The following is a 26,245-nucleotide window of genomic DNA, read 5'->3' as shown; positions in this document are numbered from 1 at the left end:
GGGCGCGTCGGAGGAATGCAGCGGCCGGGTCACTCGACCAGGCTAGGGCGCGTCGCTGGAAACTCCCCGCAACGGCACGCCTCCCGCTGCGCCTCGCGTGGCCTCATTTGACCGCGAGACTGCAACGGCGCGCCGAGACTGCGGGGTCTACCCGCTCTCTCGGCGTGCGGTTGCAGTCTCGCGGGTGTGGGGTGTGGGGTGTGGTCGGGTGTGGGGGGCGTGGGGGCGTCGGGCGGAGTCAGTCGAGGAAGTGGGCGGCGGCGGCGCGAGCCTGATAGGCGACGTCATCGAGGTCGGCCCCGGCGACATTGACGTGGCCGACCTTGCGGCCGGGGCGCGGGGCCTTGCCGTAGGTGTGGATCTTGGCCTCAGGGTGCTCCGACATCGCCACGGCGAACCGCTCGTCGAGCCCACCCTCGGCGGGGCCGCCGAGGATGTTGACCATGACCGTCCACGGCACACGCGGCGACGGGTCGCCCAGCGGCAGGTCGGCGACGGCACGCAGGTGCTGCTCGAACTGGCTCGTGACGGCGCCGTCCTGGCTCCAGTGGCCGCTGTTGTGCGGACGCATCGCCAGCTCGTTCACGAGCAGCCGCTCGTCGGTCGTCTCGAAGAGCTCGACCGCCAGCATCCCGGTCACGCCCAGTCCTTCGGCGATCGCGACGCCGATGTCGCGGGCGACGTCGCGCAGACGGGTTCCCGCCCCGGGAGCGGGCGCGAGCACCTCGGCGCAGACGCCGTCGCGCTGCACGGTCTCGACGACCGGGTACGCGCGCACTTCGCCCGACGGGCGCCGTGCGACCTGCTGCGCCAGCTCGCGCGAGAAGTCGACGAGCTCCTCGACCAGCAGCGCTCCCCCGCGCGCGTCCTCGGCGAGCGCGGCGAACCAGTCCTCGGCCTCGGTCGCCGCCCGCACGACACGCACTCCCTTGCCGTCGTAGCCGCCGCGCGGTGTCTTGACGACGGCGTGACCGCCGTGCGCGTCGATGAAGGCCTGCAGCTCGACGGCATCGGTCACACCGGCCCAGTCAGGCTGCGGCATCCCGAGCTCTTCGAGCTTCGCGCGCATGACGAGCTTGTCCTGCGCGACACCGAGCGGCGACGGGCCGGGATGCACCTGGACCCCCGCCTCGACGAGCTGCGCGAGCACGTCCTGAGGCACGTGCTCGTGGTCGAACGTCACGACGTCGACCTCGCGTGCGAACGCCAGCACCGTGTCGGCGTCGCGATAGTCACCGACGGCGGTCGCGGCGAGCGACGCCGACATCCCTTCGTCTTCGGCCAGCACGCGCAGCTCGATACCGAGCTCGACGGCGGGCGCGATCATCATTCGGGCGAGCTGTCCGCCACCGACGACTCCGACGCGCAATGTCATGGGACCCATCATCCCAGCCCGGGCCGGGGCGCGTGTCCCGGCATCCGTTGCTCTCCTCGGGTTTGGGGCGCGTTCTGTCGGCGACACGCCGTGGCCGGCGGCGTGGCGGTGTCGAGATGCGCCCCAAACCCGGTGGGTGTCCGGTTCGCGAGGCTCACCCGCAGTTCGGGGCGAACACGGTGGTCGTTCCCGGCTCGCGAGCCTCACCCGCAGTTCGGGGCGCGTTCTGTCGGCGACACGCCGCGGCCGGCGGGGTGTCGGTGTCGAGATGCGCCCCAAACCCCGCGGGGGCGTCCCCGGCTCGCGAGGCTCACCCGCAACGCGGGGCGACCACGGTGGGCGTCCCCGGTTCACGAGCCTCACCCGCAGTTCGGGGCGCGTTCTGTCGGCGACACGCCGTGACCGGCGGCGTGTCGATGCCGAAATACGCCCCAAACCCGGTGGGCGTCCCCGGCTCGCGAGGCTCACCCGCAGCGCGGGGCGAACACGGTGGGCATCCCCGGCGCGCGAGCCTCACCCGCAGTTCGGGGCGCGTTCTGTCGACGACACGCCGTGGCCGGCGGCGTGTCGATGCCGAAATACGCCCCAAACGCCGCGGGGGGCGGTGCGCCGGGGTCAGGGCAGCGGCGGCATGGGAGGCGTGCCCGGAGGAAGCGGCGGCTGCGCATCGCGATGCGCGAGGATCTGGTTCACCTCGACCTGATCTACGAGCGCCTCGTGCACGAGCGCCATACTCGGCACGTTCACGAGCCGCAGTGGCTCGTCGACGCCGTTCGACAGCACGAGCGTGCCCGTGCCCCACATGCGCTGCAGGATGCCGCGCCTCGCCCGGATCGTGTACCCGCGGACGTGCGCGAGTTCACGCCGGTGCGTGACGAGCACGCCGCGCCGCTCGATGACGCGACGCGTCGTGATCGTGTAGACGTGCGTCCACCACACGAGGAACGGCAGCAGCACGAGCAGGAAGACGACGGCAGCGGCCGCGGTCAGCAGCATCCAGTTCTCGTATCCCGCCGGGAGGTTGTTGTAGAGATAGCCGGTGGCACCGGCCACCGCGATCAGCACGAGCGCCGACCACGTCAGCCGCCGCGCGTGCGGGCGGAACCGCGCAACACGCAGCTCGGGCGTCGGTGCGCCCGGCGCCGGCGTCAGGGGGCGCCCGCCGTAGATCGGCTGCGTCATGTTTCTTATTGTGGGGGCGCGATCGCGCGGTGCCGCGACGCCACGACGGATGAGGGCACGAATTCGGTGCGGGCGGGCGACCCTTCGGCAGGCTCAGGGACCGGCGAGCTCAGGGACCCGGCCCGACGGGCCCAGGGGTCGGAGACCGGAGCAGGGCGGATGCCGCGGCTCAGCGCACGTGCAGCACGTCGCCGGCGGACACGGCGGTCTCGACGGCGAGGCCGCCCACGACGACGAGGCGTCCCTCGGCGTCCAGACGCGCGGCGCGACCGATGAGACGCGAGCTGTCCGGAAGCAGCACGACGACCTCGCGCCCGATCGTCGAGCACAGCACCTCGATCTCGGCCGCGAGCCCCGCCGTGACGGCGTTGCCCAGCGCGTCGGCGAGAGCCGTGAGCTGCTCATCGAGCGCCTTCAGGTAGTCGGCGATGAGCTGGTCGTCGTCGCATTCGAGCCCGAGCGCGGCGAACGAGGTCGCGGTGTCGACGGGAAGGTCGACGCGAGGCATGCGCGTGTTCACGCCCGTGCCGATCACGATCGCGTCGGGGTGATCGGGCACGACCTCCGCGAGGATGCCGCAGATCTTGCCGCCGTCGACGAGCACGTCGTTGGGCCATTTCAGCGACGCGGAGTGCGGACTCCCTGCCAGCTGCGCTGCGATCGCCCGGGTCATCGCGGCGCCGGCGATGAGCGGGACCCACCCGCGCGCGGCCATCGGCACCCTCGTCGCGTCGATCAGCGTCGACACCGCCAGCGCCGTGTCGGGTGGTGTCGTCCACGTGCGGTCGAGGCGGCCCCGTCCCGCGCGCTGGTCGGTCGTGAGCAGCACCGACAGGTGCGGCCACTCGCCCGGCGCCTCGGTCACGTGCGTGACGACGTCGGCGTTGGTGGAGTCGGTCGCCTCGACGACCTGCACGCGGGGACTGATCGCGGCGGTGAGGGGATAGCCCTCGTCAGGGATAGGCATGAACGCCACGCTACTCGGGGGTCGGGCTCGCCACCCTGGGTTGACACGCGGCGGCACCGGACCGCGAGACCCGACGTCAGGCGCTGCGGATGAAGGTGGCCAGCGGAGAGAAGCGGTGCGCGTCGAGGTCGCTGCGGCGGATCCAGATCTCGAGATGCCCGCTGTCGCCGAAGACGCCGCCGAACGAGGGGTCTCCGGGGATGTCGAACAGCAGCACGTGCTCATCAGACGGATGCTGGAGCGGTAGCTGCACGCTCAGCACGTGCACGTCGTCGAGCGACATGCCGAAGTCCGGCGCCGCGAGACCGCCCAGATGCACGACCGCACCCGCCCGCGCCTCGAAGGGGCTGCGCTCGGCCGCGGCCTCGAAACCGTCCGGGTAGGAGCCGTTGCGGGCGACCTGATCCGCTTCGAGCTGAAGCCAGCCGGCGCGCTCGACCGCGTCGGCCGACGCGTCCGGCGACGGCTGGAACGTCGGCAGCGCGATGATCTCGACGGCGTGTGCCGACGTCTGGCCCGATTCGATGGGGCCGCGGGCGCGAACATCGTCCTCCGCGACATGGCGCACGACCGCGCCGCCGTTCGGCACGTCCGGTGCGGTGCGCGAGTCACCGAGGGTCGTGTGGAAGACCTGCACGAGCCCATCGGCCGGCCACGCGTGAGCCCGCAGCATCGCCGCGATCGTCTCGTCGTCTTCGGCGAGCCGCGTGAGCGCCGCACCGTCGAGCTGCAGGAGGAACACGGTCCCGTCCGGCATCGACGATCCGGGAGTCGCCGTCGGCACCCCGCCGATACGCGAAAGGTCGCGCCAGTCGTCGTCGAGCTCTTCCGCCGCGTACGGGTCGTCTTCGGAACCGACCTCCGCCAGATACAGCGCGGGGCGGATGTCGAGATCGCCGGACACATCCGCGACGCGCGGGTCGGCCCGCAGCGCGCCGAGGTCGGCACGGTGCTCCCACACGGCCCCGGTCAAGACCTCGTGGAGCACCGCCGCCTCGTCGGGTGCGCTGGTGGCCACGAGCCCCCGCAGCTCTCGCATCAGGTTGCCGTCGGACCGCACATCGCGCGCCGCGGCGACCTGCTCGTCGGCGAGCGCGTTCCACCTCTGTGCCGGAATCTCGTGGATACGCGGTGTCAGCTCGGCGATCTGCGCGTGGAGCTCGACAAGCCTGCGCCAGGCCGGGTGGTCGATGTGAGGCACGTCGTGATTCTTTCGGTCGAGCCCGTGGCCCCGCGCGGCGAACACGCACGGGACCACGAGCGTCGGTCAGATGTTGATTCCGCAGTGGCGCAGGAGCTGGACTCCGAACTTGTGCTGGTTGGTCCAGCTCATCGCCCTCACCTGTGAGCGGATGGTCGCAGTGTTGCGGAAGGCGAAGCCCGCGACACTCCCCGCGAACTTCTTCGCCATCCACGAGTTGACGCACTTCTGGTGAATCGCCGTCGGGATCTGCACCAGGTTCTGCGGGTTGTGGATCGCAGCGGCGGGGAACTTCGTGTTGCCCTGCTCGACGACATGGTGCCACTGATAATTCGGCTTGGCGTTACCGGCCCACGTCTTGAACCTCGCGAACGTCGAGAAGCCCCCTCGGGTCGTCATCGCCATCCCCGCCCGGATCGCCGTCGTCACGAACGCACGAGCAGTCGCCGCCACGAAGATGCGGGCAGCGGCGAGAAGGCCCAGCACGATGAGCGGCGCCGGATCCGAGACGACCGGGAACGCGGCACCTTCGGTGTCGACGACCTGGACGAGCGTGTCTCCCTCGATCTCGTAGTGCGTGGGCAGCGGCATGCCGTCCGCGTCCACGGACCAAGGCGCCAGGAACGCCCCGACGACGACCTCGCCGTCGCCGACGGCTGCGTCGTCAGCACCGATGCCCTCGGCGGCCTCGGCCAGGCCGGCCTCGTACTCCACCGGATCGACCTCGGGGGCCAGCTCGACCTCGGCGTCGGGGTGGGGTCCACCGGTCACGTCGACGATGACGACGTCACCCGAAGACAGCTGCCGCAGCTCCACACCCCCCTGAAGGCGGATGTCGTACTCGTACGCGTGCACCGGGGTGTCGCTGTAGAACTCGTCGGCGACCGTGATGAGGCGAGCCGTACCCCCTTCGACGGGAGCCACCACGACGCCGAGTCCCGACTGCGCATCCGTCGCCGCGGCGAGACCGTCCTCGCCGAGCTCGAGCGGCGTATCGGTGGGCAGATCGATCGAGAAGTCACCCGTGGTCACCTCTGTGCCGATGATCGTCATCGTCCCGTCCGCGTCGGCGATTCCCGCGGCGTACTGCGTCAGCGCGGCGTCGTCGACAGCCCCGACACCGGCGGCTTCAAGCCCGGCCACAGCTGCGTGCGCGGTCGCTTCATGCGGTGTTTCCTCTGCGGCGGCAGCGGGCGCGGCGTGCAGGGCCGCGATGAGCAGCGCAGCAGTCGCGACGGTGGCCACTGCGCCCTGTGCCCGGCGCACATGCATCGTCTGGGACATATTCCTCAATCTTCCTCGAGAGAGCAATCGATGCAGCGAGTGCGACATCGGCGAGTAGAGACTCGGCGATATGTCTACTGCATCCGAAGATCGCGGCGCCACAGAAATTTCCGGTCGCGCCGCTCGACGGGCCTCGTGCCGCGGCATCCGACGATCACGACAGCGGATGCCGCGGGCACTTGTGCGAACCCTCCAACGGTCTGCGAACACCCGCCACTAGGGTGGAATCCGTGACCGAGCAGCCCGACCTCTCGACGACCGCCGGCAAGATCGCCGACCTCCGCGCCCGCTATCAGGAGGCCGTCCTCGATGCCGAGGCGGTCGCGAAGCAGAAGCAGCACGCGAAGGGCAAGGGCACGGCGCGTGAGCGCATCGAGATGCTCGTCGACCCGGGCAGCTTCGTCGAGCTCGACGAATACGTGCGGCACCGCACGTCGGCGTTCGGCATGGACCGTTCACGCCCGTACGGCGACTCGGTCGTCACCGGCACCGGCACGATCCACGGGCGCACGGTCGCCGTCTACGCGCAGGACTTCTCGACCTTCGGCGGCTCGCTCGGCGAGGTCGCCGGCGACAAGATCATCAAGATCATGGAATTCGCACTGCGCAGCGGCATCCCCGTCGTCGGGATCCTCGACTCGGGCGGAGCGCGCATCCAGGAAGGCGTCGTCGCCCTCGGCAAGTACGGCGAGATCTTCCGCCTGAACACGCAGGCCTCCGGTGTCATCCCGCAGATCTCGATCATCATGGGACCCGCCGCCGGCGGCGCGGTGTACTCCCCCGCGCTGACCGACTTCGTCGTCATGGTCGACAAGACGAGCCAGATGTTCGTCACCGGCCCGGACGTCATCAAGACGGTCACGGGCGAAGACGTCGGCATGGAAGAGCTCGGCGGCGCCTACACGCACAACACCCGCTCCGGGGTCGCGCACTACCTGGCCGAAGACGAAGACGACGCGATCGACTACGTGCGGACCATGCTGGGGTTCCTCCCCGACAACAACCTCGCCGAGCTGCCCGACTACGAGTCCGGGTTCGACTTCGAGACGACGGATTCCGACCTCAAGCTGAACACCGTCATCCCGGACTCCCCGAACCAGCCGTACGACATCCACGAGGTCATCCGCCGGATCGTCGACCCCGCCGCGGGCTCGGAGACCGGCGAGTTCCTCGAGGTGCAGCCGCTGTTCGCGCCGAACATCGTGATCGGCTTCGGTCGCGTCGAGGGGCGCAGCGTCGGCATCATCGCCAACCAGCCGTCGCAGATGGCCGGCACGCTCAACATCGAGGCCGGCGAGAAGGCGAGCCGCTTCGTGCGGTTCTGCGACGCGTTCTCTATCCCGATCGTCACGCTCGTCGACGTGCCCGGCTACCTGCCCGGCACCGACCAGGAGTGGACGGGCGTCATCCGCCGCGGCGCGAAGCTGCTCTACGCGTACGCCGAGGCGACCGTGCCGCTGGTCACCGTGATCCTGCGCAAGGCCTACGGCGGCGCGTACATCGTCATGGGGTCCAAGCAGCTCGGCGCCGACATCAACCTCGCCTGGCCCACGGCCGAGATCGCCGTCATGGGCGGTCAAGGTGCGGTCAACATCCTGTATCGGGGCGAGATCAAGAAGGCCGAGGAGGCCGGCGAAGACGTCGCCGCCGTGCGCACGCGGCTCGCGAACGAGTACACCTACAACGTCGCCTCGCCGTTCCTCGCCGCCGAGCGTGGCGAGCTGGACGGCATCATCGAGCCCGCGCAGACCCGCGTATCGATCGCGAAGGCGCTGCGTGCCCTGCGCGGCAAGCGCGCGTCGCTTCCGCCCAAGAAGCACGGGAACATCCCCCTGTGACGAACGACGAGCAGGCTCCGCCGGTCACGATCGACGTGCGCCGCGGCAACCCCACCCCCGAAGAGCTCGCGGCGCTCATCGCCGTCGTCACCGAGGCGTACGCGCAAGAGAGCGCGGGCGCCGTCGCCGACGACGCCCCGCGCCGTTCGGCGTGGTCGGTCACGCAGCGGGGACTGCGCCGGCCGCTCGCGCGGGAGCTCGGCTGGCGCGCGACGTTCTGAGTCGTTGTCCCCCGAAATACCTACAGACAGCCGCATCCCCGCCCTCAGATACTTGAGGTGCTGGAACGCATTACGCGTTCGGTCGGCCTGCACCCTCATGGGTCGCCCAGGTTCGGCCTTGCGGGCGGTTTTCGGGTAACTGCTCGCACTTGGCGAGGGGCGGGGGGCTTCGCCGCCCCTCGCCTTCTCCACTTCGTCGCTCCTCGTCTCGGTTCGCCCTCCCCCACCGAGGCGAGGAGCGAGACTCTGTCCGGCCGGGCTGGGTTCACGTGCCCCACTCTGCTCGGGCCCCGGTTCTTCGCGCGCGTTCCGAGGCAAACGAACGGATGCCGAGGAGACGGCGACGGCACGCGAGTCGGTCAGGAGTGCGGGATCTCACTCCACAGGTCGACGCCGTCTTCGTCGCTGAGGCCGTGCTCCGAGGTCGAGCGTCCCACGACCGTCACGGCGATGCTCTCGTGCGGCGACGTGCGGATGTAGAGGCGATCGGATGCCGCGCTGCGCAATGTCTCGGCGAGCTGAGCGCGGATGACCCCCAGCGCCTCTTCGTCGAGCCCGTCTAGGCCTCCCTCGTCGAGCACCGTGACGACGGCGCCCCGGCGACGGGCGCGCTCGAGCTCGGCGCGCACGTCGTCGTCGAGCAGGCGAGGTCCGCGAAGTTCGTCCCGCAGACGCCCCTCGGCCAGCCGGGCCTCGAGCCGATCGTCTTCGTCGAGCCGGCCGCGCGTCGAGACGACGCGGGTCAGCACGGGACCGGCGACGGCGAGCGCCCGCTGCACCTGCACGCGTCGTTCACGCTGACGCACGACCTGCGATGCCTGCCACGCCGAGGCGGCACGCTGCAGCTGGGCGAGCTGCGTCGTGTCGTGGGCGGCGCGGTCGAGCGAGAACCGGACGAGGTGGGCCACGATGACCCACACGACCGAGCCGACCAGGCCGAGTGCGAGGGCCGGGCCCGCGCCCATCCAGGCGACCGACCCGATCCCGAGGATCGCGATGCCCGACCAGGCCACCCAGGGTCGGCGGCGCACCATCACGATGACCATGAGCGCGCCGAGACCGCCGAGATACCACGTCGCGAACGTCGCCGTGCGATTGCCGTCGCCGACGCCGATCGCGATCGCCGTCGGCACGATCGCCGTCGTCGCCAGGGCCAGGACAGCGGCCCAGACGGGCAGGCGCGCCGTTCCGCCGCGACCCGCGGCATCCGTCGTCGCGGTGCGCGATCGGACGGGGTACCAGTAGATGCACAGCCAGGTCGTGACCAGATAGAGCGCGACGACCGTGACGAGCACGAGGGGAAAGGGCACGGGTTCGGTGAGGGCCAGCGCTCGCGCCGCGATGTAGGCCGTGAATGCGACCGCCAGGGCGGACAGGATGTTGCGGACTCTCATCCGTCGACCTCCCCCGCGGCGAGGTCCGCCTCGGTCACGCCCTGCGGCAGCGGGGCGGGCCAATCGAGCACGACCACCGTGCCGGCCCGACTGGATTCCAGCTGCGCCGTACCGCCCACCGCGGCCACGCGCGCGATGATCGACCCGCGGATGCCGAGCCGGTCGTCGGGGACGCCGGCCATGTCGAAGCCCTCGCCCGCATCGCGCACGACGATGCGGATCCGCTCGGGCGTGCCGTCGACCGTCACGGTCAGGCCCACGCCGCCGGCGTGCTGCACGGCGTTGGCGATCGCCTGCGTCGTGGCGAGCACGAGCGCGCGCGCGACGCGTCCCGGCACGGAGGGCGCGTCGGCGACGACGCTGCGCTGGACCGCGAACTGCACACCGACCTCGCGCGCGGCGACTTCGATGTCGTCGGCCAGCGACGCCGAGTCCTGCGGTGCGTCGCTGCCCTCACGGGCGTCCTGCTCGGCGTTGGCGAGGCGGGTCAGCGCTTCGCGCGCCATCGCCGCGGCGAGCGTGCGCGCGCGGGGACCGTCAGCGCGCTCGGCCGCGATCAGGGCGGCCAGCACGCTGTCGTGCATGAGGGCGGCGACGGCGACGCGCTCCTGCTCCGCGGCATTGGCCGCCGCCGCGCGCGCGTACGACTCGACGGCCTTGCCGCGCGCGTCGTCGACTCCGACGGCGATCGAGCGCAGCACCCACCCGAGGCTCAGCAGCACTCCCCCGAGGATGAGGGCGAACGACACGTCGATCGCGACGGCGGCCCACACGTCGGGACGGAACTCCCCCTGCACGAGGCGCACGAATCCGAACAGCAGCGGCGCGAGAGCCGTCCACACCAGCTGCAGCGGAAGCGAGAACGCCAGGACGGCGGCGAGCGTCGCGATGTTGACGAGGTACCAGATCCACGGCGCTTCGGTGGGGGCGAGGGTCGAGTCCGTCGTCGCGAGCGGCCACACCGCGAGCATGGCGACGTACACGATCGCGAAGACGCCGGCCGAGACGCGCACGCCGCGACCGACGAGGCACGCGACGATCATGAACAGCAGCGGAGCGAACACGACGATCAGCAGCGGCACCTGCCAGCTGCCGAGCTCGGCGCGCTGGCCGAGCGCCGTCACCGCCGCCTGGGCGCCGAGGATGAGCGAGCCGACACCCGACGACACCGAGATGATGCGCTCGACGCGCTGGCGCGTGAAAGCGCCGATCCCCGCCGTCGCCTCACGCGAACGCGGGATGTGGCCCCAGGCGTCATCGAGCGACGAGGGGCCCTCTTGAGTCACCGTGCGCGCCCCGGTGGAGCGGCGGGCGGCGCCGCGCCCGCGGAGTCGGCCAGGATGCCGTCTTCCATCGCGCGACGCAGCAGGTCGACCTTCGTGGGAGCCGGACGCCCCACCTCGACGTACTTGACGCGCACGCGCGTGATGTTCTCTTTCGCCGTCGAGTACGCCACGCCCAGCCGGTCGGCGACGACCTTGAGCGGCAGCCCCGCCGCATACAACCGCAGCACGTCGCGTTCGCGGGCCGACAGCTGCGCGTCGGCGAACTCACGATCGCCCTCGACGGCGCTGGCCCACTCGACGTTGTTGAGGGGTTCTCCGCGGGCGACGGTGTGGATCGCGGCGAGCACGTCGTCGATGCGCGACGACTTGCTGATGACGCCCGCGGCCCCCGCGGCGAGCGCTTCGCGCACGGCCGCCGGACGGTCGGCGACGGAGTGGATGATGACGCTCGAACCGTCGCGGATCAGCGTCGTGACGTTCTCGGTCACGGTCGTGCCGTCGCCGAGCGTGAGGTCGAGCACGACGACATCGGCCGGGGCGGACTGGCTGAACGTTCGCCAGTTGATGTACTCGGTGACCGTCGACCCCGAGAAGACGACGTCCTTCGTCTGAGCGCGCACGCAAGCCGCCTCGAGTCCCAGGCGGACGGACTCGTGGTCGTCGATAAGGGCGACGCGCGTCATTCCCCTTACTTTAGGGCAGACCCGCGACCACCAGGCGGCCTTGCGCTTTACGGCTCGAGGGCTCTAAGGGCTCTCGACGCGAGTGAGCGTGGCGACCGCTTCGACGTGGTGCGAGTTCGGGAACAGGTCGAGCGCCTCGACGCTGCGCGTCTCGTACCCCACCGCCCGGAACGTGCCGAGATCCCGCGCGAGAGCGACGGGGTCGCACGCGACGTAGACGACGGTCGCGGGCGCCAGAGCGGCGATCCCCTCCACGACGGCGCGTCCGGCTCCCGCGCGGGGCGGATCGAGCAGCACGACGCCCCGCGCGAGCCGCTCGCGCTCGACGGCGGATGCTGCGCCCCCGAGCTGCGTGATCCAGCGGTCGACCCGGGCGGTCTCGGCCCGGGCGCCGATCCACTCCGCGAGGTTCTCGCCCGCGTGGTCGGTCGCGCGCGTGTCGGACTCGACCGAGGTGACGCGGGTCGACGGGCCGCCCAGGCTCGCGAGGGTCGCCGCGAACAGGCCGACCCCGCCGTACAGGTCGAGGTGCCACGCGTCAGGGTCGACGGCGTCCTCGAGAGTGCGCGCGACGAGGTCCGTGAGCGACGCGGCGGCGAGCCGGTGCACCTGCCAGAACCCACCCGCATCCACGTGGAAATCGCGACCCGCGACGGTCTCGACGACGACTTCGCGCGCAGGATCGTTGCGGACCGGGGCGCCCGGTGCCGGTGTGCGGCCCCGCCGGCGGGATCCGGCGCGCACCGTCTCGGGACGCGGGACGACCCGCACGCGACCGTCCGCGGGCTGCACGAGGTCGATGCGTCCGGCCGCGCCCTGCGCGAGCTGCCGTGCCGCCTGCGCGACGGCGGCGGTCGCGAGCGGCAACTCGTCGACGGGGATGACGCGGTGGCTGCGGGCGGCGTACGGGCCGACCCTGCCGTCGTCGTCGACGTGCAGGCTGACCCGGGTGCGCCAGCCCGTGCCGTCGTCGGTCTCGGGGTCGGCGCCGTCGGCCCCGGCCGCGCGGATCGCCACCGGCAGCTCGAGGCCGGCGAACCGGCGCAGGGCGTCGGAGAGCACGTCGAGCTTGAGCTCGCGCTGGTGGGCGAGGTCGATGTGGCCGAAGTCGGCGCCGCCGGGACGCAGCTCGGGCGGAGTGTCCACGTCGGCCTGACGCCACACGTGCGCACGACGGTGCGGTGAGGCATCCCGCACCTCGATCGTCTCGGCGCGCCAGAACGAGCTCTTCGACGTGTCCGTCAGCCGGGCGCGCACGCGTTCGCCGGGGATGGCGTCGGGCACGAAGACGACGCGGCCCTCGTGTCGGGCGACGAAGACGCCGCCGTGGGCGACGCCCGTGATGTCGAGGTCGAGCAGATCACCGGAGTCCATTCCCCGATTCTCCCCCACGCGCGGTTCGGGTCGCGGCGCGGGGACCGCGCGCCGACGGCCCCTACCCTGGGGGGATGCGCGTATGCCTCGCCTCGACGTCGCCGGCCCGTCTCATGCTGCTGCGGCAAGCCGGCATCACCCCCCACACGCTCCCGCCCGACGTCGACGAGGAAGCCGTCGTCGCCGCCGTCGAGACGGCCGAGGAGCGCACGCTCGATCCCGACGAGCACGTACTGCTGCTCGCGCGACGCAAAGCCGCCGACGTCGCGGCCCGGCTGGTCGACGACATCCCCGACTTCGACGGCATCGTCATCGGCGGCGATTCGATGTTCGAACTCGACGGCGACGTGCTCGGAAAGCCGCACACGCCCGAGAACGCCGTCGCACGGTGGCGTGCGATGCGCGGCCGCACGGGCGTGCTGCACTCGGGCCACGCCGTCGTGCGCGTCGAACCCGGACGCTCGCCGCGCGAGGTGCACGCTGTGGCCGCGGCATCCGTCACGTTCGCCGAAGACGTCACGGATGCCGAGATCGCGGCCTACGTCGCGACGGGAGAGCCCCTGCACGTGGCCGGCGCCTTCACGGTCGACTCGCTCGGGGGCGCCTTCATCGAGCGCGTCGAGGGCGACCCGTCGACCGTCGTGGGCATGTCGCTCTCGACGATCCGCCGCCTCGTGCGCGAGCTCGGAGTCGAGTGGACCTCGTTGTGGAATTCGGTCGACGACGGTCCGACGTTGTCGTAGGACTCCCACGTTTTTCGTCGGTTCTTGTAGGGAGTGCTCAAAAGGGCTCGCACAACCCTCGCTAGGCTGGCATCCATGCCTCAGACCGCCCCGGCGAAGATCAGCAAGGTCCTCATTGCCAATCGCGGCGAGATCGCCGTCCGCATCATCCGTGCCGCACGTGACGCCGGTATCTCGTCGGTCGCGGTGTACGCCGATCAGGATCGCGATGCCCTGCACGTGCGACTCGCCGACGAGGCGTACGCGCTCGACGGGTCCACGAGCGCCGAGACCTACCTCTCGATCGACAAGATCCTCTCCGTCGCGCGCCGCTCCGGCGCCGACGCCGTGCACCCCGGCTACGGGTTCCTCGCCGAGAACGCCGACTTCGCCCGCGCCGTCGCCGGCGCGGGGCTCATCTGGATCGGCCCCTCGCCCGAGGCGATCGAAGCGCTCGGCGACAAGGTCACCGCCCGCCACGTCGCCGAGAAGGTGGGCGCACCGCTCGCACCCGGCACTCCCGGCCCCGTCGCGGGCGCCGACGAGGTCATCGCCTTCGCCGACGAGTTCGGTCTGCCCATCGCGATCAAGGCCGCGTACGGCGGCGGCGGACGCGGCCTGAAGGTCGCCCGCACGACCGACGAGATCGCCGAGCAGTTCGAATCGGCCACCCGCGAGGCCGTCACCGCGTTCGGTCGCGGCGAGTGCTTCGTCGAGAAGTACCTCGACAAGCCCCGGCACGTCGAGACGCAGTGCCTCGCGGATGCCGCCGGCAACGTCGTCGTCATCTCGACGCGGGACTGCTCGCTGCAGCGCCGCCACCAGAAGCTCGTCGAAGAGGCACCGGCACCGTTCCTGACCGACGAGCAGAACCGGATCCTCTACGAATCGTCGAAGGCGATCCTGCGCGAGGTCGGCTACGTCGGCGCGGGCACGTGCGAGTTCCTCATCGGCGCCGACGGCACGATCTCGTTCCTCGAGGTCAACACGCGCCTGCAGGTCGAGCACCCGGTGTCCGAAGAAGTCACCGGCATCGACCTCGTGCGCGAGCAGTTCCGCCTCGCCGAGGGCCAGGAGATCGGCTACGACGACCCCGTCGCCGAGGGCCACTCGATCGAGTTCCGCATCAACGGTGAAGACCCCGGGCGCGGTTTCCTGCCCCAGCCCGGACCCATTCACGTCTTCAAGACGTTCGGGGGCCCCGGCATCCGTCTCGATTCGGGTGTGACGGCGGGCGACAGCGTCTCGGGCGCGTTCGACTCGCTGCTGGCGAAGATCATCGTGACCGGGCGCGACCGCGCCGAGGCGCTGCAGCGCGCACGCCGCGCGCTCGACGAGTTCGAGATCACCGGGCTGCCGACCGTGCTGCCGTTCCACCGCGAGGTCGTGCGCGATCCGGCCTTCACCGCCGAGGACGGCCGCTTCGGCGTCTTCACGCGCTGGATCGAGACCGAGTTCGCGGGCGAGATCGCCCCGTGGGACGGCGAGCTCGAAGCCCCCGCCGCCCCCGAGCCGCGGCATACCGTCGTCGTCGAGGTGAGCGGCAAGCGCCTCGAGGTGCGCCTGCCCGACCGCATCACCGCGACGCCCGGCACCGGACGCCCCGCCGCCGCTCCCCCGTCGCGCCGTTCGCACGCGACGACCGTCACGGCCGGCGCGTCCGGCGACGCCGTCAAGGCTCCGATGCAGGCCACGATCGTCAAGGTCGCAGTCGAAGACGGGCAGCACGTCGTCAAGGGCGACCTCGTCATCGTGCTCGAGGCGATGAAGATGGAGCAGCCGATCCAGGCGCACAAGGACGGCGTCATCGGCTCGATCAGCGCCGCCGCCGGCACGACCGTCTCCGCCGGCCACCAGCTCCTGACGATCAGCTGACGGCGCGGCCGTCCCCCGGCGTGGTGCCGGGTGTGCCGCCGCGCGTTGCGGCGCGCGGCGTGCCCGTGCGTTGCGCCGTTCCTTTCGTTGACTTGCGCCCTATGCCGGCGACACGCCGCGCGCGAGCGACAAAGGCCGCAAGTCAACGAACGGGGTCGGCCCCTGGCATCCCGCCTCGCGCGTGACCGCCACCCCGCGCGCTGCGCGCGCGGTGCCGCTGCCGCTGCCCACGTGCGTTGCGCCGTTCCTCTCGTCGACTTGCGCCCAATGCCGGCGACACGCCGAGGGCGAGCGACAAAGGCCGCAAGTCAACGAACAGGGTCGGGCCCCGTGCATCCGCCTCGCGCGTGACCGCCGCCCCGCGCGCTGCGCGCCCATCGGCCTTCCCCCGCTCCACGAGCCGCGCGCCCGCCGCGCCGTTCTTCGTCGACTTGCGCCCAATGCCGGCGACACGCCGAGCGCGAGCGACAAAGGCCGCAAGTCAACGAACGGGGTCGGCCCCCGGCATCCAACCTCGCGCGTGACCGCCGCCCCGCGCGCTGCGGGTCCATCGGCCTTCCCTCGCTCCACGGGCCGCGCGCCCGTCGCTCCGTTCCTTCGTCGACTTGCGCCCAATGCCGGCGACACGCCGCGCGCGAGCGACAAAGGCCGCAAGTCAACGAACGGGGTCGGGCCCCGACGAAACCCGGGCCCGGCGAAACCACGGCCCGACGAAACCACGGAGCGGCGAAGAGCGGATGCCGGGAGGTCAGACCCCGTACACGGTGTGGTCGACGACGTGCATCGCGCGCGCGGCATCCGTGATGCTGCCCGACAGCGACGGGTACACCGTGAACACGCGCGAGACCTGGTCGATCGTCAGGCGGCGCTCGACGGCGATCGCGATCGGGTAGATGAGCTCGGATGCCCGGGGTCCGACGATCACGCCGCCCACCACGCTGCCCGACCCCTGGCGTGCGATGAGCTTGACGAAGCCGTCCTTGATGCCCATCATCTTCGCCCGCGGGTTCGCGGCGAGCGGCAGCTTGTGCACGACGGCGGCGATGCGTCCGTCGATGATGTCCTTCTCCTGCCACCCGACCGTCGCGATCTCGGGCGCGGTGAAGATGTTCGAGGCGATCCGGCGACGCTCCAACGGGATCACGACGTCGCCGAGGGCGTGGAAGACCGCCGTCCGGCCCTGCATCGAGGCGACCGAGGCGAGCGGCACGAACGTCGTGCAGTCCCCCGCGGCGTAGATGTTCGGCACCGAGGTGCGCGCGACGCGGTTGACCTGGATGTGCCCCGAATCGGTCATCTGCACGCCGGCCTGCTCGAGTCCGATGCCCGCGGTGTTGGGCACCGACCCGACCGCCATGAGGCAGTGGCTGCCCTCGACGGTGCGTCCGTCGCTGAGGGTCACGACGACGCGGTCGCCGAGGTTCTCGACCCGGTCGGCGCGGGACTTCGACAGCAGCGTCATTCCGCCCCGCTTGAACACGCGCTCGAGCACCGCCGCGGCATCCGTGTCCTCACCGGGAAGAACCTGGTCGCGACTCGAGACGAGCGTGACCTCGGCCCCGAGGTTCATGTACGCACCGGCGAACTCGGCGCCGGTGACCCCCGAGCCGACGACGATGAGGTGCTCGGGCAGCGCCTTCATGTCGTACAGCTGCGTCCACGTCAGGATCCGCTCGCCATCGGGCTTGGCGTTCGGCAGCTCGCGCGGCGACGCTCCCACCGAGACGACGAGCGTGTCGGCCTCGATGCGGTCGAAGTCGGTGCCGTCGCGATCGGTCGACACGATCACGGCGTTCTCGCCCTCGAGGCGGCCGTGCCCCGAGATGAGGCGCACGCCCGCTTCGACGAGCGCGGCGCGCATGTCGTCGGACTGTTGCCGTGCGAGCGACAGCAACCGCTTGTTGACGGCGCGCATGTTGATCGCGATCTCGGGCTTGAGCGGTCTGCCGTCGCCGCCTTTGGCGAACAGCTGCACCCCGAGGTCGCTCGCTCCGGCGATCGCGACGGCGGCGTCGGCGGTCGCGATGAGCGACTTCGACGGCACGACGTCGGTGATGACGGCCGACCCGCCGATGCCCGCGCGTTCGACGAGGGTCACCTGGGCGCCGAGCTGCGCCGCGGCGAGCGCCGCCTCATATCCCCCGGGGCCGCCGCCGATGATCGCGACGGACTGGGTGCGCTCGAAGCTCAAGGACATGGCATCCATTCTTCCCGACGGATGCCGCCCCCACGACCGGGGCGACACTCCGGCCGCATTCGTGTATGGCGACCACGCGCTCGCGTTCCTAGAGTGGGGGCATGTCAGAGACCACCGCCAATCCCCTCGACGACCCGACGGCCGACCCGTTCGCCGTCGCCGCCGAGGCAGCCGCAGACATCGCCCGGATCACCGGCGTCGAGCGGCACGACATCGCCCTGACGCTCGGAAGCGGCTGGGGCAAGGCCGCCGAACTCATCGGCGAGACGACGGCCACCTTCCCCGCGACCGAGGTGACGGGCTTCAGCAGGCCGGCACTCGAGGGGCACGTGGGCACCCTCCGCAGCGTCCGCACCGCGAAGGGCCGCAACGTGCTCGTGATCGGCGCGCGCACCCATTTCTACGAGGGACACGGCGTGCGCCGCGTCGTGCACAGCGTGCGCACGGCGGCGGCGACGGGCGCGCACACGATGGTGCTCACCAACGGCGCGGGCGGCATCCGCCACACGTGGACCCCGGGCCAGCCCGTGCTCATCAGCGACCACATCAACCTCACGGGCGCCTCGCCGCTCGAGGGGGCGACCTTCATCGACCTGACCGACCTGTATTCGATGCGCCTGCGCGACCTCGCGCTCTCGGTCGACCCGGCGCTCGACGAGGGCGTGTACTGCCAGTTCGGCGGGCCGCAGTACGAGACACCCGCCGAAGTGCGCATGGCCAAGACGATCGGCGGACACATCGTCGGCATGTCGACGGCGCTCGAGGCGATCGCGGCGCGGCAGGCGGGCATGGAGATCCTCGGCCTCTCGCTCATCACGAACATGGCGGCCGGCATCCAGACCACCCCGCTCAGCCATCAGGAGGTCATCGAGGCCGGCCGTGCGGCCGAACCCGTCATCTCGTCGCTGCTGGCCCGTATCGTCGGGGCGCTGTGAGCGGCGCGGAACCCGACCTGGTCGCCTCACAGGCGGCGGGGACGGATGCCGCACCCGGCCTCGACGACGCGCTCCGCGCGCGTGCCGCCTCCTGGCTCGCGCAGGATCCCGACGGCGAGACCCGCGGCGAGCTGCGGGCGCTCCTGGCCGCCGCGGACGAGGGTGACCCGGCCGCCGCGGCGTCGCTCACGGACCGGTTCTCGACGCGCCTGGCCTTCGGCACGGCGGGTCTGCGCGGCCGGCTGGGCGCGGGCAGCAACCGCATGAACCGCGTGCTCGTGGGGCAGGCGGCCGCCGGGTTCGCGGCGTACCTGCGCGAGAAGGCCGGCGCCGACGACACGCCGACGGTCGTCATCGGCTACGACGGGCGGCGCAATTCCGATGTGTTCGCGCGCGATTCCGCCGAGATCTTCGCCGGCGCCGGTCTGCGGGTCATCCTGCTGCCCCGGCTGCTGCCGACCCCCGTGCTGGCGTTCGCCGTGCGGTACTTCGACGCGGCGGCGGGCGTCATGGTGACGGCATCCCACAACCCGCCCGATGACAACGGCTACAAGGTGTACCTCGGCGGTGCTGACGGCGGGTCGCAGATCGTCGCGCCCGCCGACGCCGAGATCGCCGCGCACATCCAGCGCGTCGCCGACGAGGGCGATCTCGCCGCGATCCCCCGCTCGCTCGCCTACGCGACGGCGCCCGAGGCGGTCATCGACGAGTACGTCGCCGCGACGGCGGCGGTCGCCCCCGCGGGGCCGGGCGCCGACGGGTTCTCGTGGGTGTACACCGCGATGCACGGCGTCGGATGGCAGACCTTCGCGCGCGTCCTCGGCGATGCCGGATACCCCCTGCCGACGCTCGTCGAGGCCCAGACCGAGCCCGACGGCGCGTTCCCGACCGTGTCGTTCCCCAACCCCGAAGAGCCCGGCGCGATGGACCTCGCGTTCGAGACCGCCCGCGCTGCGGGTGCCGAGCTCGTGGTCGCGAACGACCCCGACGCCGACCGACTCGCGGTCGCGATCCCGGATGCTGCGGCCGAAGGCGGCTGGCGGCGCTTGAGCGGGAACCAGGTCGGACTGCTGCTGGGGTGGCGCGCCGCGCGGCTCGCGGCGGGCACCGACGGTGCATCCCTCGCCTGCTCGCTCGTGTCGTCGCCCGGGCTCGCGGCGGTCGCCGAGCACTACGGGCTCGACTTTCACGCGACCCTGACGGGGTTCAAGTGGATCTCGCGCGCGCCGGGCATGGTCTTCGGGTTCGAGGAGGCGCTCGGGTACCTCGTCAACCCCGAGACGGTGCGCGACAAGGACGGCATCTCGGCCGCCGTCGCGATCCTGGGGCTCGCGACCGACGCGCGCGAGGAGGGTCGCTCGCTGGTCGACCTGCTCGACGAGTTCGACGCGACCTTCGGGTCGTTCGCGAGCGACCAGATCGCCGTGCGCGTGGACGACGTGTCCACGATCGCGCGCATCATGGGCGCGCTGCGGACGGAGCATCCGGCCGCGATCGGCGACGTCGCCGTGGAGCGCATCGACGACCTGCTCGCGGGCGTGGACGGACTGCCCCCGGGCGACGTGCTGCGCCTGTGGCTGACCGACGGCTCGCGCGTGCTCGTGCGCCCGAGCGGCACCGAGCCCAAGCTCAAGCTCTACCTCGACGTGCGCGGCGATTCGCCCGACGACGCGCGGGCCCGCATCGCGGCCCTCGCCGCGGGCGCGCGCACCCTGCTCGACGCCCTCGACTGATCGCGCGGGTTCTGGGCGCTGCGCGCCGCGCGCCGCGCGCCCGCCGGCGTCAGCGCGGGCGCCTGCGCGCCCGTCGGCGTCAGCGCGGACTCCGGCGCGCCCGTCGGCGTTCGCGCGGGCTTCTGGGCGCCCGTCGGCGCACTCCCCCTTCGTCGACTTGCGCCCAATGCCGACGACACGCCGGGCGCGAGCGACAAACGCCGCAAGTCAACGGAGGGGCTCGGGCCGCGACGACCTTGGATGGGCGAAGAGCGGATGCCGGCACGGCCCACCCCGCGCGGCCCACTTTGACCGCGAGACCGCAACGGCGCGCCGAGACTGTGGGGTTCAACCGCAGTCTCGGCGGTCGGGTGCAGTCTCGCGGCCAAAAGCGGATGCTGCGTGTCCGGAGTGCGTGTTATCGTGCCACCCGGTCTGCACGCGAGGCTGCGACGAGGAGGCACCGGATGAGCGACGACATGACGACGTCGGACGCGCCCGCGGCATCCGATCATCCACGCTGGCTGCGCAACGTCATCCTGTTCCTCGGCGGGCAGACCTTCAGCCTGTTCGGCTCGATGCTCGTGCAGTACACCGTCTTCTGGTACCTGACGATCACATACCAGTCCGGGCTCATCATGACCCTCGCGGCGGTGTTCGGCTTTCTGCCGCAGGCGGTCGTGTCGATCTTCGGCGGCGTCTGGGCCGACCGTCACAACCGCAAGTTCCTCATCATGGGCGCCGACGGCGCCATCGCCCTGTCGACGCTCGCGCTCGCCCTCATCATGTTGAGCGGCTACGACGCGGTGTGGCTGATCTTCCTCACGATGGCGATCCGTTCGGCGGGCGCCGGCATCCAGACGCCGGCCGTGTCGGCGCTGATCCCCCAGATCGTGCCGATGCGCAACCTGATGCGGGTGAACGGCATCAACGGGTCGATCCAGTCGGCGATGGCGCTGCTCGCCCCGGCGGTCGGCGGCGCGCTGTACGCGTGGGCGTCGGTCGTCTACGGAGGCACGGCGGCATCGCTCATCCCGATCTTCTTCATCGACGTCGTGACGGCCGCCCTCGGCATCGGGCTGCTCGCGTTCATCCCGGTGAAGGCCGTGCGCCGCGCCGCCGACGCGAACACCGGATACTTCGCCGATCTCGCCGACGGCGTGCGCTACATCGCGCATCACGCCTTCGTGCGCTGGCTGCTCATCGTCTTCGCGATCATCTTCCTGCTCACCGTCGCTCCCTCCAACCTCACGCCGCTCATGCTCGTGCGCTCGTTCCCCGCGGGCGAAGCGCAGGACGTCGTCAACCTCGCGATCCTCGAAGTGTCGTTCAGCGTGGGGATGGTGCTGGGCGGCATCGTCGTCGCCTCGTTCTTCGCCCACCGCAGTCGGATCGGGATGATCGTCGTCTCGTCGCTCGTCTTCGGGGCGCTGTCGATCGGACTCGGCCTGTCGTTCAACATCTGGCTGTTCTTCGGCTTCATGTTCCTCGTCGGACTCGCCGTGCCGTTCTTCTCGACCCCGTCCATGACGCTGCTGCAAGAGACCGTCGAGCCGGAGCGTCAAGGCCGCGTATTCGGGTTCGTCGGCATCGTCATGGCCGTGGCGATGCCGCTCGGCATGGTCGTGTTCGGCCCCCTGGCCGACATCATGCCGATCGAGACGCTGCTCGTCGTCGCGGGCGTACTGACCTTCATCGTGATCGGGCTCGCGATCGGCCTGCCCGCGGGGCAGCGGGCCATCCAGGCCGCACGCCAAGCGGCCGGCGCCGGCTCTCCCGCCGCGGGGGCCGCCGCTGTCGACGCCGCCATGCACGACGACGAGGGCTGAGCTCGTCCCGTTCCACCCCGGGGTTCGGGGCGGATTCTCTCCGCGACATGCCGACGACGGCGGCGCGTCACGACCGGGATGCGCCCCAAACCGGGGAGCGCCGCCGCGGTGCGGCATCCGGTTATCCACAGGGGATCAGAGACGGACGCGAGTTCGCGCATGCTGATGCGGTGGACGAAGACATCGCACTGATGCGATCCGACGAACTCGCAGCCCAAGGATTCGGGCCCGCGCGGCGCCGAGACCTGCTGCAGGACGACATCATCATGCGCGTGCGCAGCGGGGTCTTCACTTTTACTGAGCAATGGGATGCCGCGTGGCCCGAGCAACGGATCCTGATGCGAGCCCGTGCTCTCGCGCTGACCTCGAAGCGTCCGCCCGTCTTTTCGCATGAGACGGCTGCGGCGATGCACGGTCTTCCGCTGTACTCACCGGATGCAACGCGCGTGCACGTGATCGCGCCGTCCGAGCGACCGGGTGCGGCCCGCGATGTCGTGCGCCATCGCGGTGATCTGCGCGACGACGAGATCGTCGAGGTCGGAGAGTTGCGATGTACTTCGCTGGTGCGGACCGTGGCGGACGTGGCACGCACCGCATCGTTCGAAGCCGCGGTGACCGTCACGGACGCCGCGCTGCGACTGGCGGTCGCCGAGGACCCACTCGCTGAAGCCGAGGCCCGCACGCTCATCCGCGAAACGTTCCGCCGCAGCGCGCACGGGCAATCGCGCGCCGAACGCGTTCTGCGCTTCGCTGATCCGCGCGCTCAGCGCCCCGGCGAGAGCGTCAGCCGCATTCGACTCGTCGAACTCGGATTCGCCGTTCCCGATCTGCAGGTGGCGATACCTGGACCGCACAGCGACAGCACCTACTACGTCGACTTCGGTCTCGATGATGTGAATGCCCTCGGAGAGTTCGACGGGCGGATCAAGTATGTCGATGGGCGTTTCACTCTCGGCCGGAACCCCGCCGAGGTCCTCGAAGAGGAGAAGCAACGCGAGGACTGGATCCGCGGCATCCGGCAGTGTCCCTTCGTGCGCTGGGGCTGGCCACACATCGGCTCGGCCCCGAAGCTCGGGTCGCGGCTCGCTTCGTTCGGCGTTCATCCTCCGCGCTGAGCTCGAGTCGCGGCATCCGTCGGCGCGCTGTCGGGGACAGCGCGGCGGACGCGAGCAGGCGAGGCCTCGGCTGCCCGCGCCGCCGGGCGCGCCGCCGGGCGCGGGTTTGGGGCGCATTCCCACCGCGACACGCCGGACACCCCGGCGTGTCGTCACCACAACCCGCCCCAAACCCGAAGTGGCCACGCAAAGGAGCGGGCGCGGGCCCTCACAGCCCGAAGCACGCGCGGGTCACCCGCACACGACGGCGACCAGCTCGTCGAAGAAGGGCCACCCACCCACGACGGCGACCGGCTCGTCGAGGAAGGGTCACCCACCCACGACCGCGAGCAACCCGACGAACCCACCCTCACCCGTCGACGACGGCGACCAGCTCGTCGAGGAACGCGGCGAAGTCGGTGCTGCGGCGCACGATGCGCTGCACCGACTCGCGCTCGCTGAACACCTCGACGAACTGCTCGAACACCGTCTGGAACGCCTCGCGGTCGGTCTCGGAGAACGCCACGAGGGCGACGACCTGCACGCGGCCTTCGCCCCACGGGATCGACGGGTCGGCGATGCCGATCGCGATCGCCGTGCGCGTCGCGGTCATCCCCAGCGCGTGGGGTACCGCGAGTGCGTCGGTGAACGCCGTCGACGAGAGCTCCTCGCGCTGGATCGCCCGCTCGACGTAGTCGTCGTCGATGACGCCCTGGTGCACGAGCAGTGACCCCAGCCGCCGGATCACCGAGTCCGAGGACCCGCCCTCGAGCCCGTGCACGAACGCCTCGGGCGAGAAGTACCGCGACAGCTCCTCCCGCAGCCGGGCGAGCCGGCGCCCCCGCCGGATCCGCCCCGCGGCCGCCTGCACGCGCTCGACGTCGGCGCCCGTGAGGAAGGGCTGGATCCGTACGACGCGGTCCCCCAGGGCCGGCGAGTCGATCGTCGTGAGCACGAGGTCGGTGTCGATCGAGGCCCAATCCGGGTCGACGCGCGTCTCGACGCCGACGACCTCGATCGCCTGCCCCAGGGAGCGGTCCACCGACGAGCGCAGCAGTTCGTGCAGCTCGTAATAGCCGGGGCACACGATCGTCGCCGTCAGCAGCTGATCGGCACGGCGGCTGCGCTCGAGGCGCCCGCCGACGTGCATCGCGATGTAGGCGATCTCGTCGTCGAGCAGCGGGATGTCCAGGCGCTCGTGCAGCCCCGACGCGATGTAGACGGCGACCTCGAAGATCATCGGATACGTCGACTTCAGCGACCGCGTGAGCGGATTGCGCGACCACGCCTGCTCGCGCGCGCGGTGTCGCAGGTTCTGCACGTGCAGCGCGAGCCGCAGGATGAAGTCCTCGTGCGCGATGTCGACGAGGAATTCGGATGCCGCAGCCTCGACCACCGCCCGCACGGCTTCCTCGACCTCGGGCTCGAGGCGCGAGCGCGCCTCCGCACCCGGCTCACCCGCACCGGGCGCGACGACGCGCGTGAGCACGAGGGTCGCGAGGTGCTGCACGTCGCCCGCGCCGAGCGTCACGCCGAGGTGCTGTTCGGACAGCGCCGCCAGGATGTCCGCGACCTCCTGCTGCGCGGGGCGCTCCCCCACCCCGCCCTCGAGTCCGCGGTCGCGCGAGACGCGGTCGGCGGCGATCGCGATGTGCATGACGACGTCGGCGATGCCGAACTCGTTGACGAAGTAGCCCAGCGCGCCGAGCCGCGTGACGAGCTCGGTCTTGAACGGGCCGAACGCGCGCGCGCCGACGGAGCCCTCGCCGAGGGTGCGCCGCAGGGCTTCGAGGTCGAACGACCCCGCCTCCATCTCATCGTGCGCGAGCCGCGACAGCAGGCGCCGCTGCGCCATCTCGGTGCCCCGCAGTCGCGCCTGCGACGCCGAGCGCTCGAGCGTCAGCTCGGTGCCGCCGAGCAGTCCGCGCACGCGCGCGAGGTCGGCATCGAGGGTCGCGGGGCTCACGTGCAGCGCGTCGGCGGTCGCGAAGACCTCGATCCCGTCCGATGAATCCAGCAGCGCCCGCACGAGCGTGTGCAGCCGGTCGCGGGGCGCGTCGACGCCACCCGTCGCGCGCAGTGCGGTTGCGGCATCCGGTCCCGCGCGATACCCGTGCGGCCCCGATTCGACGGCGGCGCCCACGGGCACGCGCGCGTTGAGCGCCGTGACGTACGAACGGATGCTGCGCGGGGTGACCCCGAGCGCATCGGCGAGGCTCGCGGCGGTCGCCCACTCGCCGTCGCGCGCGAGCAGACCGAGCAGGCGATCCTGTCGCGCTCTGGTCACGGTGCTCCTTCGATGGGCGGTCCGCGCCCAGTCAACCACGCGCCCCGTGGCTCGTTTCCGCCCCCGCGGAAGAACGAGTGGTTGTCGCTTCCCAGCGTTTTCACAAGAATGGCGTCAGGGAGGGCGGGTCGATGAGGATCCTCGTGGTCTGCGGTGCGGGTGCGTCGAGCACCTTCGTCGCGCAACGGCTGAGGCACGCCGCACACGACCGCGGCTTCGATTTCACCGCCTTCGCGGGCACCGAGCAATCGCTGCCGATCGATCTCGACGCCGCCGACGTCGTGCTCGTGGGCCCGCACCTCGAGCACGACCTCGATCGCATCGAGATGGATGCCGCCTACCGCGGAACCACCGTCGTGCTGCTGCCGTCGGACATCTTCACCGATCTCGACGGCACACGCACGCTGCAGATCGTCCGTGCCGCGGTCGGAGACTCCGGGGGGAACGTCTCCGACCGCGGGCAGCTGCCCGCACCCATCGCACCGCACGAGAGAGAAGAGAGACAGACCATGCCATCCATCACCAGGACGGTCCGAATCGGGTCGTCGCACGGACTTCACGCTCGTCCGGCGAAGATGTTCGCGCAAGCGGCGAAGGACGCGGGGATCCCCATCACGATCGCGAAGGATGCCGGGGGCCCGGTCAACGCCGCGAGCATCCTCGGCGTCATCGCCCTGGGCATCGAACAGGGCGACTACATCACCCTCACCGCCGACGGCGACAACGCCGAATCCACCCTCGATCGGCTCGCCGAGCTGCTCGCGACCGACCACGACGCGGAGTAGGACC

Annotated in this window: 20 protein-coding genes and 1 pseudogene; 10 read left to right on the top strand and 11 right to left on the bottom strand. The window is 71.3% G+C overall.

Annotated features, from left to right (window positions below):
* Positions 1–238: 238 nt before the first annotated feature.
* From ACFC3F_RS03365 to ACFC3F_RS03345, 5 genes are all read right to left on the bottom strand, one after another.
* On the bottom strand, positions 239–1,375 hold the full coding sequence (locus ACFC3F_RS03365; RefSeq protein ID WP_376126659.1) for a 5-(carboxyamino)imidazole ribonucleotide synthase: 1,137 nt from the start codon (positions 1,373–1,375) through the stop codon (positions 239–241).
* Positions 1,376–1,990: 615 nt separating this feature from the next.
* Positions 1,991–2,557, bottom strand: coding sequence for a PH domain-containing protein (locus ACFC3F_RS03360; protein ID WP_376126656.1), 567 nt, complete (start codon positions 2,555–2,557; stop codon positions 1,991–1,993).
* Positions 2,558–2,726: 169 nt separating this feature from the next.
* Complete coding sequence (locus tag ACFC3F_RS03355) at positions 2,727–3,524, bottom strand: biotin--[acetyl-CoA-carboxylase] ligase (protein WP_376126654.1); 798 nt, start codon at positions 3,522–3,524, stop codon at positions 2,727–2,729.
* Positions 3,525–3,600: 76 nt separating this feature from the next.
* Positions 3,601–4,725, bottom strand: a complete 1,125-nt coding sequence (locus ACFC3F_RS03350; RefSeq protein WP_376126652.1) for a DUF1963 domain-containing protein — start codon at positions 4,723–4,725, stop codon at positions 3,601–3,603.
* A 66-nt stretch (positions 4,726–4,791) separates the two neighbouring features.
* The gene (locus ACFC3F_RS03345; RefSeq protein ID WP_376126649.1) at positions 4,792–6,009 is read right to left on the bottom strand and encodes a hypothetical protein; all 1,218 of its coding nucleotides are present in this window, start codon (positions 6,007–6,009) and stop codon (positions 4,792–4,794) included.
* 230 nt (positions 6,010–6,239) lie between these two features.
* On the opposite strand from ACFC3F_RS03345, the gene ACFC3F_RS03340 reads away from it, so the two are divergent.
* On the top strand, positions 6,240–7,847 hold the full coding sequence (locus ACFC3F_RS03340) for an acyl-CoA carboxylase subunit beta (protein WP_376126647.1): 1,608 nt from the start codon (positions 6,240–6,242) through the stop codon (positions 7,845–7,847).
* Entirely contained in the window at positions 7,844–8,068 is a 225-nt protein-coding gene (locus ACFC3F_RS03335; RefSeq protein WP_376126645.1) for an acyl-CoA carboxylase subunit epsilon, read from the top strand. The genes ACFC3F_RS03340 and ACFC3F_RS03335 overlap by 4 nt, the downstream gene beginning before the upstream one ends.
* A gap of 359 nt (positions 8,069–8,427) precedes the next feature.
* On the opposite strand, the gene ACFC3F_RS03330 is transcribed toward ACFC3F_RS03335, so the two are convergent.
* The 4 genes from ACFC3F_RS03330 to ACFC3F_RS03315 all read right to left on the bottom strand — a co-directional run bounded on the left by ACFC3F_RS03330 (position 8,428) and on the right by ACFC3F_RS03315 (position 12,805).
* Positions 8,428–9,462 carry a hypothetical protein gene (locus ACFC3F_RS03330; protein WP_376126642.1) on the bottom strand — a complete coding sequence of 345 codons (1,035 nt, stop codon included), beginning with the start codon at positions 9,460–9,462 and terminating at the stop codon, positions 8,428–8,430.
* The gene (locus ACFC3F_RS03325; protein ID WP_376126639.1) at positions 9,459–10,748 is read right to left on the bottom strand and encodes a sensor histidine kinase; all 1,290 of its coding nucleotides are present in this window, start codon (positions 10,746–10,748) and stop codon (positions 9,459–9,461) included. Before ACFC3F_RS03325 ends, ACFC3F_RS03330 begins: the two co-directional genes overlap by 4 nt.
* Positions 10,745–11,431 carry a response regulator gene (locus ACFC3F_RS03320; protein ID WP_376126637.1) on the bottom strand — a complete coding sequence of 229 codons (687 nt, stop codon included), beginning with the start codon at positions 11,429–11,431 and terminating at the stop codon, positions 10,745–10,747. Before ACFC3F_RS03320 ends, ACFC3F_RS03325 begins: the two co-directional genes overlap by 4 nt.
* Positions 11,432–11,494: 63 nt before the next feature.
* On the bottom strand, positions 11,495–12,805 hold the full coding sequence (locus tag ACFC3F_RS03315; protein ID WP_376126634.1) for a class I SAM-dependent RNA methyltransferase: 1,311 nt from the start codon (positions 12,803–12,805) through the stop codon (positions 11,495–11,497).
* Positions 12,806–12,879: 74 nt separating this feature from the next.
* Here ACFC3F_RS03315 and ACFC3F_RS03310 point away from each other — a divergent pair, with 74 nt between their 5' ends.
* Together ACFC3F_RS03310 and ACFC3F_RS03305 are read left to right on the top strand one after the other, a co-directional pair.
* Entirely contained in the window at positions 12,880–13,548 is a 669-nt protein-coding gene (locus tag ACFC3F_RS03310; RefSeq protein WP_376126631.1) for a Maf family protein, read from the top strand.
* Between the two features lie 75 nt (positions 13,549–13,623).
* On the top strand, positions 13,624–15,402 hold the full coding sequence (locus tag ACFC3F_RS03305) for a biotin carboxylase N-terminal domain-containing protein (RefSeq protein WP_376126629.1): 1,779 nt from the start codon (positions 13,624–13,626) through the stop codon (positions 15,400–15,402).
* 748 nt (positions 15,403–16,150) lie between these two features.
* On the opposite strand, the gene ACFC3F_RS03300 is transcribed toward ACFC3F_RS03305, so the two are convergent.
* Complete coding sequence (locus ACFC3F_RS03300; protein WP_376126626.1) at positions 16,151–17,599, bottom strand: NAD(P)H-quinone dehydrogenase; 1,449 nt, start codon at positions 17,597–17,599, stop codon at positions 16,151–16,153.
* 101 nt (positions 17,600–17,700) lie between these two features.
* Between ACFC3F_RS03300 and ACFC3F_RS03295 the strand changes: the two genes are divergently transcribed.
* The 4 genes from ACFC3F_RS03295 (at position 17,701) to ACFC3F_RS03280 (ending at position 23,190) form a co-directional block, all read left to right on the top strand.
* A complete protein-coding gene (locus ACFC3F_RS03295) occupies positions 17,701–18,534 on the top strand; it encodes a purine-nucleoside phosphorylase (RefSeq protein WP_376126623.1) in 834 nt (277 codons plus the stop codon).
* A 17-nt stretch (positions 18,535–18,551) separates the two neighbouring features.
* Positions 18,552–20,267 (top strand): phospho-sugar mutase, encoded by a 1,716-nt coding sequence (locus tag ACFC3F_RS03290; protein WP_376126826.1) that lies wholly within the window; start codon positions 18,552–18,554, stop codon positions 20,265–20,267.
* Between the two features lie 446 nt (positions 20,268–20,713).
* Positions 20,714–22,075 (top strand): MFS transporter, encoded by a 1,362-nt coding sequence (locus tag ACFC3F_RS03285; protein ID WP_376126620.1) that lies wholly within the window; start codon positions 20,714–20,716, stop codon positions 22,073–22,075.
* Between the two features lie 170 nt (positions 22,076–22,245).
* A complete protein-coding gene (locus tag ACFC3F_RS03280) occupies positions 22,246–23,190 on the top strand; it encodes a hypothetical protein (protein WP_376126618.1) in 945 nt (314 codons plus the stop codon).
* Between the two features lie 349 nt (positions 23,191–23,539).
* On the opposite strand, the gene ACFC3F_RS03275 is transcribed toward ACFC3F_RS03280, so the two are convergent.
* Positions 23,540–25,456 (bottom strand): BglG family transcription antiterminator, encoded by a 1,917-nt coding sequence (locus ACFC3F_RS03275; protein WP_376126616.1) that lies wholly within the window; start codon positions 25,454–25,456, stop codon positions 23,540–23,542.
* 131 nt (positions 25,457–25,587) lie between these two features.
* Between ACFC3F_RS03275 and ACFC3F_RS03270 the strand changes: the two are divergent.
* Together ACFC3F_RS03270 and ACFC3F_RS03265 are read left to right on the top strand one after the other, a co-directional pair.
* Positions 25,588–25,770, top strand: a pseudogene (locus ACFC3F_RS03270) (PTS sugar transporter subunit IIB); the annotation flags it as partial.
* 195 nt (positions 25,771–25,965) lie between these two features.
* Positions 25,966–26,241, top strand: coding sequence for an HPr family phosphocarrier protein (locus ACFC3F_RS03265; RefSeq protein ID WP_376126824.1), 276 nt, complete (start codon positions 25,966–25,968; stop codon positions 26,239–26,241).
* Positions 26,242–26,245: the final 4 nt, after the last annotated feature.

The sequence above is a fragment of the Microbacterium sp. NPDC055910 genome, from assembly GCF_042271185.1.
Lineage (GTDB): Bacteria > Actinomycetota > Actinomycetes > Actinomycetales > Microbacteriaceae > Microbacterium.
The sequence above is the reverse complement of the archived record's forward strand: the minus strand, read 5'-3'. Positions and strand labels throughout refer to the sequence as shown.